This window comes from Chromobacterium sp. S0633 (assembly GCF_024158805.1).
GTDB lineage: Bacteria > Pseudomonadota > Gammaproteobacteria > Burkholderiales > Chromobacteriaceae > Chromobacterium.
The window spans coordinates 67,506-74,827 of sequence record NZ_JAMZGH010000029.1 but is presented as its reverse complement, the minus strand read 5'-3'; the positions used below and the strand labels follow the sequence as shown (position 1 = coordinate 74,827).

At 65.6% G+C, this 7,322-nt stretch carries 7 protein-coding genes; 4 read left to right on the top strand and 3 right to left on the bottom strand.

Translation table 11 applies throughout. The features are described 5' to 3' along the window. Window positions 1-327: 327 nt before the first annotated feature. The gene (locus NK214_RS17360) at window positions 328-1,077 is read left to right on the top strand and encodes a carbonic anhydrase family protein (protein WP_107798039.1); all 750 of its coding nucleotides are present in this window, start codon (window positions 328-330) and stop codon (window positions 1,075-1,077) included. A gap of 27 nt (window positions 1,078-1,104) precedes the next feature. On the opposite strand, the gene NK214_RS17355 is transcribed toward NK214_RS17360, so the two are convergent. Continuing rightward, on the bottom strand, window positions 1,105-1,587 hold the full coding sequence (locus tag NK214_RS17355; RefSeq protein ID WP_253315088.1) for a DUF523 domain-containing protein: 483 nt from the start codon (window positions 1,585-1,587) through the stop codon (window positions 1,105-1,107). Beyond that, window positions 1,584-3,041: a PLP-dependent aminotransferase family protein gene (locus NK214_RS17350; RefSeq protein WP_253315087.1), complete on the bottom strand. Its 1,458-nt coding sequence runs from the start codon at window positions 3,039-3,041 to the stop codon at window positions 1,584-1,586. Before NK214_RS17350 ends, NK214_RS17355 begins: the two co-directional genes overlap by 4 nt. Window positions 3,042-3,132: 91 nt before the next feature. Between NK214_RS17350 and NK214_RS17345 the strand changes: the two genes are divergently transcribed. The 3 genes from NK214_RS17345 (at window position 3,133) to NK214_RS17335 (ending at window position 5,786) form a co-directional block, all read left to right on the top strand. Then, a complete protein-coding gene (locus tag NK214_RS17345) occupies window positions 3,133-3,516 on the top strand; it encodes a rhodanese-like domain-containing protein (protein WP_253315086.1) in 384 nt (127 codons plus the stop codon). Window positions 3,517-3,527: 11 nt separating this feature from the next. Further along, window positions 3,528-4,259 (top strand): GNAT family N-acetyltransferase, encoded by a 732-nt coding sequence (locus NK214_RS17340; protein WP_227106752.1) that lies wholly within the window; start codon window positions 3,528-3,530, stop codon window positions 4,257-4,259. Window positions 4,260-4,337: 78 nt separating this feature from the next. Beyond that, window positions 4,338-5,786 (top strand): hypothetical protein, encoded by a 1,449-nt coding sequence (locus tag NK214_RS17335; RefSeq protein ID WP_253315085.1) that lies wholly within the window; start codon window positions 4,338-4,340, stop codon window positions 5,784-5,786. A gap of 67 nt (window positions 5,787-5,853) precedes the next feature. Here the strand turns inward: NK214_RS17335 and gabD are convergent, their stop codons facing one another. After that, on the bottom strand, window positions 5,854-7,314 hold the full coding sequence (gabD, locus tag NK214_RS17330; RefSeq protein ID WP_253315084.1) for an NADP-dependent succinate-semialdehyde dehydrogenase: 1,461 nt from the start codon (window positions 7,312-7,314) through the stop codon (window positions 5,854-5,856). Window positions 7,315-7,322 lie beyond the last annotated feature (8 nt).

Below are 7,322 nucleotides of genomic sequence, written 5' to 3'. Positions count from 1 at the left end.
TCGCCATGTGAAAGTAGGACACCGCCAGACGCCCCATTGCAAAGCCCAGCTCAATCGAGCTGGGCTTTATGCATTGCGCTGCCGGACGGCACTAGAAGCAAGCCTCCCCAAAGGGAGGCTTTGTTGCGTCCGGACGGAGCCGCCGCTTCTCCTTATCTTCCGTTTTCCTTCTCTTTTCCTGGCTTGTTGTTGGGTGCCGATGCGGCAAACGCCATACCCATGTCTTAATTGCGGGTTTGATGAACTAAGTCGACGGTGATCATCTAAATAAATAGTTACTGAATAAAATTAAAAAACTTTATACCACTGCACTAGGAAAGGACGCGAATGAGCGAGCATCTGTGTCGGGAAGGCCATTGCGGCGAAACCATCGGCCGGCGGACGGTGATGAAAACCGCGCTGGGAGCGGCGGCGCTATTTGCCATCGGCGCCAACGGGGGCGTGAACGGCGTGGCTTACGCGGCGTCTTTGAGCAAGACGCAGCGGGACGCGATGACGCCGGAGCAGGTGCTGGCGGAGATGGCCAAGGGCAATGAACGTTTCCGCACCGGCAAGCCGATGCAGCACGATTACCTGGCGCAAAAGCGTTCCAGCGCCGAGGGGCAATACCCCGCCGCGGTGGTGCTCAGCTGCATAGACTCGCGCGCGCCGGCGGAAATCGTGATGGACGCCGGCATAGGCGACACCTTCAATTCGCGGGTGGCCGGCAATGTGGTGAATGACGACTTGCTGGGCAGCATGGAGTTCGCCTGCGCGGTTGCCGGCGCCAAGGTGGTGCTGGTGATGGGGCATACCGCCTGTGGGGCGATCAAGGGGGCGATAGACCATGTGGAGCTGGGCAATCTGACCGGCTTGCTGGCGCGCATCCGCCCGGCGATTGCGCAGACCCGCTACGAGGGCGAGCGCAGTAGCAAGAACGCGGAGTTTGTCGACGCGGTGGCGCGCAGCAATGTGCTGCATACCATTGATCAGATCCGCAAGCGCAGCGATGTGCTGGCCAAGCTGGAGAAGGAGGGCCGGATCAAGATCGCCGGCGCCATGTACCATTTGAGCGGCGGCCGCCTCGAGTTTCTGTAAGCGCCGTCGATAGGGGGCCGGCGGCGTTCAGCTCGCCGGCGCTCTCAGCCCCGCCATGTCTTCCTCCGAACAGACCTCGATGCCGGCCTGCCGCAATAGGCTGGCGGCCACGCCTTCCCCATCCTTGAGCATGCCGGAAAACTCGCCGTCGTAGATGCGGCGTGTGCCGCAGGAGGGGCTGTTGGCTTTCAACAGCGCTTGTCGGCAGCCATGGGCTTGCGCCAGACGCAGGCATGCCTGGGCGCCGCGCAGAAAGGCGGCGCTGATGTCTTCGCCTGCGGCGGTTTCCACGGTGGCTTGGCCGTGCAAGGCGGCCGCGCCGTCGCCGCCGCGCAGTTCCGCCGCCGGCCTAGGCGTGGGCAGCCCGCCCATGCATTCGGGACAGGCGGAGATCAGGGTGAAATCCCGGCGCAACCGCGCCCAGTCCCGTTCGGCCAGCGGTTTGGCCTGGCCGTCGTAGCGCACGGGCTGCCCCAGCAGGCAGGCGCTGACCAGCAAAGTCGGTTTCATTTCCATCGCGTTTCCAATAGCGCCGCCAGCTTGAGCGCGGCGGCGTGAAGTTCCTGTTCCTCCACACCTGCGTAGCCCAGCACCAGCCCGCTGCGGTCCGGCCGTCCGATGAAGTGCTTGGCCAGCGGGCGCAGCCACAGTTGCTGCCGGGCGGCGGCCTGGCTGAGTTCCTCTTCGTCGAAGCCGTCCGGCAGTTGCGCGACCAAGTGCAGGCCGGCTTCGCCTGCGGACAGCGGCAGCGCGTCTCCCAAGGCGCGCTGCAGGGTGCCGCGCAGCAGTTGTTGCCGCAGTTGGTAGAGTTCGCGCATATGTTTAATGTGGCGGGCGAAATGGCCTTGTTCGATGAAATCGGCCAAGGCCGCCTGCACCTGATAATTGCCTTCTCGGTACAAGCGCGCCTGCACGCGGCGGAACGGTTCCACCAATTCTTCCGGCAGGATCAGATAGCCCAGGCCCAGCGCCGGAAACATCACTTTGCTGAAGGTGCCGAGATAAATGACGCGTTCGCTGTCGGCCAGGCCTTGCAGGGAGGCGATGGGGTGGGTGGCGTAGCGGAATTCGCTGTCGTAGTCGTCTTCGATGATCCAGCTGTCGTGCTGTTTGGCTAATTGCAGCAGCGCGAGCCGCCGCGCCAGCGACATGACGACGCCGGTCGGGTATTGGTGGGACGGCGTGATGTAAATCAGGCGCGGCGGCGCGGCCTGATGCGCGGGCGTCGGGGCCATGCCCTGGGCGTCGACCGGGATCGGGACGATGTCCAATTCCGACGCGCGCAGCGCGGCTTGCGCGCCGCTATAGCCGGGGTCCTCCACCCAGGCGGCGTCGCCGGGGTCGGCCAATAGCCGGGCGAGTAATTCCAGCCCTTGTTGCGCGCCCTGGATGATGACGATTTGCTCCGGCTGGCAGCGCACCGAGCGGGATAGATACAGGTATTGGCTGAGGGAACGCTTGAGTTCGGGCAGGCCGCCGTCGTGGCGATAATGCAGATGATCCAGTTGCGGACGCTGGATATGGTGTTGCAGGCAACGCTGCCACTGGGCGTGGGGGAACTGCTTCAGTTCCGGCGTGCCGGGGGCGAAGGCGCCGGCCAGCCCGGTGGGCAGCGAGCACTGCCCGGAGACGCGTTGGCCGCGCTGAGACAGCCCCGGGTGTTGCGGAGCGCGCAGAGGCGGCGAGGCGCTGGGGCTGAACAGGGCGGCGACATAAGTGCCGGAGCCGTGGCGGCTTTCCAGATAGCCTTCGGCGGCCAGTTGCTCGTAGGCGTTGAGAATGGTGTTGCGGCCCAGCGCCAGCTCCGCCGCCAGCGCGCGGCTGGCGGGCAAGGGCGCGCCGCCGGCCAGCTGACCGGCGCGGATCAGTTCGCGCAATAAACGGTAGAGCTGGCGCGCCAAACTTTCGGCGCCCTGGCGTTGCAAGCGCTGACGCAGGAAATCGATCAACCACTCGGCGGACAAAGTGGTTCCTTCGGATTTTGCATGGTGGCACTGTTTGGGGTATGACTTGTCGCTTAGGCTAACAGCATTCCCAGAGCCGCAGGAGAAAAAAATGTTGAGTCAGCAGGATTTTTACGCCGCCAAGCTGGCGTACGAGATGGACGCGGCCGATGTCTGGAGCGCCTTGCAAGCCGGGGAGAAACTGGTTCTGATCGACGCCCGCGCGGAAGAGGCCTTCCGCAAGGAAACCCTGCCCGGCGCCGTGTCCGTGCCGCACCGGACCATGGATGAGGGGAGCACCGCGCATTTGCCCAAGGATGCGGTCCTGGTGTCGTTCTGCGACGGCATAGGCTGCAACGCGTCGACCAAGGGCGCTTTGAAGCTGGCGCGTCTCGGCTTCAATGTGCGCGAACTGCAAGGCGGCCTGGATTGGTGGGTGCGCGATGGCTACGCGACCACGGCGCGCGCCGGCGTCGCCGTGTCCTGCGCATGCTGAAAGGGGCAGCGATGTTGGAAACGGGCATGGCGCAGGCGGGCGAGGCCAACGCTCTGGGGCAGGCGGTGGGATGGCCGGTGGCCGACTGGCGCGAGGCGGCTTGGCCGCCTAAGACGGATCTGCAGGGACGCTTCTGCCGGCTGGAGCCGTTGCAGGCGGAGCGGCACGGTCCCGCTTTGTTCGCGGCGATGGGCGCGGACGCGGAGGCGCGCAACTGGACTTATCTGAGTTACGGGCCGTTCGCCGATTACGCCGACTACTACGGCTGGCTGGCCGAGCAGCAATGGCGGCGCGATCCGCATTTTTACGCGATCGTGGACGCGGTCAGCGGGGAGGCGCTGGGCGTGGCCGCCTATCTGCGCATCGATCCGGCCATGGGCTGCATCGAAGTCGGGCATCTGAATTTCTCGCCCTTGCTGCAGCGTCGGCCGGCGGCGACGGAAGCGATGTATCTGTTGATGCGCCAGGCCTTTGAGCTGGGCTATCGCCGTTATGAGTGGAAGTGCGACGCGCTGAACCTGCCTTCGCAGCGAGCGGCGCAGCGGCTGGGCTTCCGCTTCGAAGGCGTGTTCCGGCAGGCCATGGTCTACAAGGGGCGCAATCGCGACACCGCCTGGTTTTCCATCCTGGATCAGGAGTGGCCGGCCTTGCGGCAAGGCTTCGAAGCCTGGCTGTCCGCGGACAACTTCGACGCGGCGGGCGGGCAGCGCCGGACGCTGGCGCAATGGCGGGACGGGGATTGATTTTGCCGGCGGACTTCAAGCCGCCCCGCTAGGCAGGTACAATGAGTGTTTGATTTATTGAATAGATTTGCTTGCCAGATGAAATCCCTGCCGCGTAATGCCCGCATCAAGGGCGAGCCGTTCTTGCCCAACCGCTTCATTTTTGGTGATGCCGTCGACGATCAGGGCCTGGAAGGTTCCGAGTACCTGATTCACACGGAAACGCCGGCTTTTGTCTGCCGCCTGCTTGGCGACGACGACACCGACTTTCCCGGCCGCGAGCGGGAAGGCCTGGTCAGCGCCATGCTGTTCGACGAGGCGGACAATGTGACGGTCTATGTCTGCAATCTGCGCCTGCGCTTGTTCGACTTCAACTTCAGCAATGAAGACGAGATGCCGACCGTGGGCCAATTGCAGGCGATCTGCGACGAGGCGATGCAGGCTTATCAGCGCCTGCACAAGGCTTACGCCGACCGCGAGGCCGCCGGCCCGGTGCCGCGCGAGATGCGCGCCGGCCCCACCGAGCCGCTGCCGCCGGCGGAGCGCGGCCGCGCGGTGAACCAGTTGGTGGAACTGGCGCGGCGCGCGGTGGATCAGCCTATGGACCGGGCGCAGCTGGCGGGCGAGGTGCAGATGGCGCTGGCGGCAGGCGATCAGGCGGTGTTCACCGAATCGCAATTGGCGCTGTTGTCCCAGCCGGCCGCGAGGCAGTTGCTGGTGAATTGCGCGCGCGACGCGATCGCCTTCCCCGAGGTGATGCGCAAGGACGGCGCCGTGGTGTCGTTCGAGCTGTGGGCTTTGCCGTTCGCGTTTTCACGCGCCCAGGGCGGAGTGTGGTGGCATTTCCCGCAGCTGGAGCGGCTGGAGGTGGCGCTGGCGGACGCGCTGGAGGTGCCGGAGCAGTCGATATTGTGGATTTCTCCCACCTTGTTCACGCTGGAGATGCTGAACGAGCGCGCCTGCCAGGACTTGGTGCAATTGGCGCCGGTGATGGACGCCGGCTGCGATTTCGCGCCGCTGGACCCGGACTCCTCGCGTGCCACTTACGAGGCGGCGCGCAAGACCAATGAGCCGCAATTGGTGCTGGCCTGGATTCCCTTCCTGGTGGAGCGCGGCGCTTTGCCGCCGGAGCAGGCGCGCCGTCTGGCGCGCAAGGCGCTGGACGCGGCGATGCCGCTGGTGCAGCAGGCGGTGGGGGCCGAGATGGAATACGGCGAGGCCGAGCTGTTCGCGCCGTTGCCTTGGTGGGAGGCGGTGCAGACCGGCGTGCGGGCCTGGAACCGTAAGCGCCTGGGCGTGACCGCGGCGCTGCTGGCCGCGAGCGCCGGTGGGGTGCAGGAACTGGAGGCGGTGGCGGAATACCAGCCGGAATTGCAGGGCTATGAGGTGGGCTTCCGCCTGCGCGGTCGCGAGGAGTCCGCCGCGCACGCGCCGTGGCTGGTGACGCCGGACGTGGCGCCTGAGCGCGACGAGGCCTGGCGCGATCTGGCTGACTGCCTGAAAGAGGCCGGCATCCCCTTGTCGGAGACCTTGGCCAAGTTCCACTAGGTGCAGGGCTGAAGTGGTCAAAAAAAACGGGCTGGAAATCCAGCCCGTTTCGCATTGGCGCGGCGCTTTACTGGTCGATGCCGCCCAGCAGCACGTATTTGATTTCCAGATAGTCCTCGATGCCGTACTTGGAGCCTTCGCGGCCAAGACCGGATTGCTTGACGCCGCCGAAGGGCGCGGCCTCGTTGGACAGGATGCCGGTGTTGACCGCCACCATGCCGTATTCCAGACCCTCGGACACGCGGAAGATGCGGCCGATGTCGCGGGCGTAGAAGTAGCTGGCCAGACCGAACTCGGTGTCGTTGGCCATCTGGATCGCTTCCGTCTCGCTGTGGAAGCGGAACAGCGGCGCCAGCGGGCCGAAGGTTTCCTCCTTGGCCACCTTCATCCGCGGCGTGACGTCGGTGATCACCGTCGGTTCGAAGAAGCTGTGGCCCAGCGCGTGGCGCTTGCCGCCGGCCACCAGCTTGCCGCCCTTGGCCAGCGCGTCGGCGATGTGCTCTTCCACTTTGCTCACCGCGTTCATGTCTATCATCGGGCCCTGGGTGACGCCGGCCTCCAGGCCGTTGCCCACCTTGAGCTTGGCCACCGCGGCGGCGAACTTCTCGGCGAAGGCGTCGTAGACGCCGTCCTGCACCAGCAGCCGGTTGGCGCAGACGCAGGTCTGGCCGGCGTTGCGGTATTTGGAGATGATGGCGCCTTCCACCGCGGCGTCAAGGTCGGCGTCGTCGAAGACGATGAAGGGCGCGTTGCCGCCCAGCTCCATCGACACTTTCTTGACGGTGTCCGCGCATTGGGCGATCAGCTTGCGGCCCACTTCGGTGGAGCCGGTGAAGGAGAATTTCTTCACGGTGTCGCTGCCGGTCAGCACCGCGCCGATTTCGCTGGAGCCGCCGGTCAGCACCGAGAACACGCCGGCGGGAATGCCGGCGCGCTCGGCCAGCGCCGCCAGGGCCAAGGCGGACAGCGGGGTCTGGCTGGCCGGACGCACCACCATCGGGCAGCCGGCGGCCAGCGCCGGGGCCGCTTTGCGCGTGATCATCGCATTGGGGAAGTTCCACGGCGTGATCGCGGCGGTCACGCCTATCGGCTCCTTGTTGACCAGGATGCGTTTGTCGGCGCCGGGAGAGGGGATGGTGTCGCCGTACAGGCGCTTGGCTTCTTCGGCGTACCACTCGATATAGGACGCGCCGTAGGCGATTTCGCCCTTGGCTTCCGAGAGCGGCTTGCCTTGTTCGCAGGTGAGGATGACGGCCAGATCGTCCTGGTTCGCCATCACCAGATCGAACCAGCGGCGCAGCAGGGCGGCGCGTTCTTTCGCCGGCTTGCGCTTCCAGACGAGGAAGGCCTCGGCCGCGCCGGCCACGGCGCGCTCGGCTTCGGCCTTGCCCATCTTGGGCACGCTGGCGATGATTTCGCCGGTGGCCGGGTTGCTCACCGGGATGGTTTCGCCGTTGTCGGCGTCAAGCCAGGCGCCGTTCACATAGCACTGCTGTTTCAGCAGCGAGGGGTCTTTCAGGTTCAACATGCGGCTCT

Bases quoted from the DNA above. Each gene is read 5' to 3' on its own strand.
- NK214_RS17340 (WP_227106752.1), top strand. From the start codon at position 3,528: ATGTTGGAAACGGGCATGGCGCAGGCGGGCGAGGCCAACGCTCTGGGG.
- NK214_RS17345 (WP_253315086.1), top strand. From the start codon at position 3,133: ATGTTGAGTCAGCAGGATTTTTACGCCGCCAAGCTGGCGTACGAGATG.
- NK214_RS17355 (WP_253315088.1), bottom strand. From the start codon at position 1,587: ATGAAACCGACTTTGCTGGTCAGCGCCTGCCTGCTGGGGCAGCCCGTG.
- NK214_RS17360 (WP_107798039.1), top strand. From the start codon at position 328: ATGAGCGAGCATCTGTGTCGGGAAGGCCATTGCGGCGAAACCATCGGC.
- gabD (WP_253315084.1), bottom strand. From the start codon at position 7,314: ATGTTGAACCTGAAAGACCCCTCGCTGCTGAAACAGCAGTGCTATGTG.
- NK214_RS17335 (WP_253315085.1), top strand. From the start codon at position 4,338: ATGAAATCCCTGCCGCGTAATGCCCGCATCAAGGGCGAGCCGTTCTTG.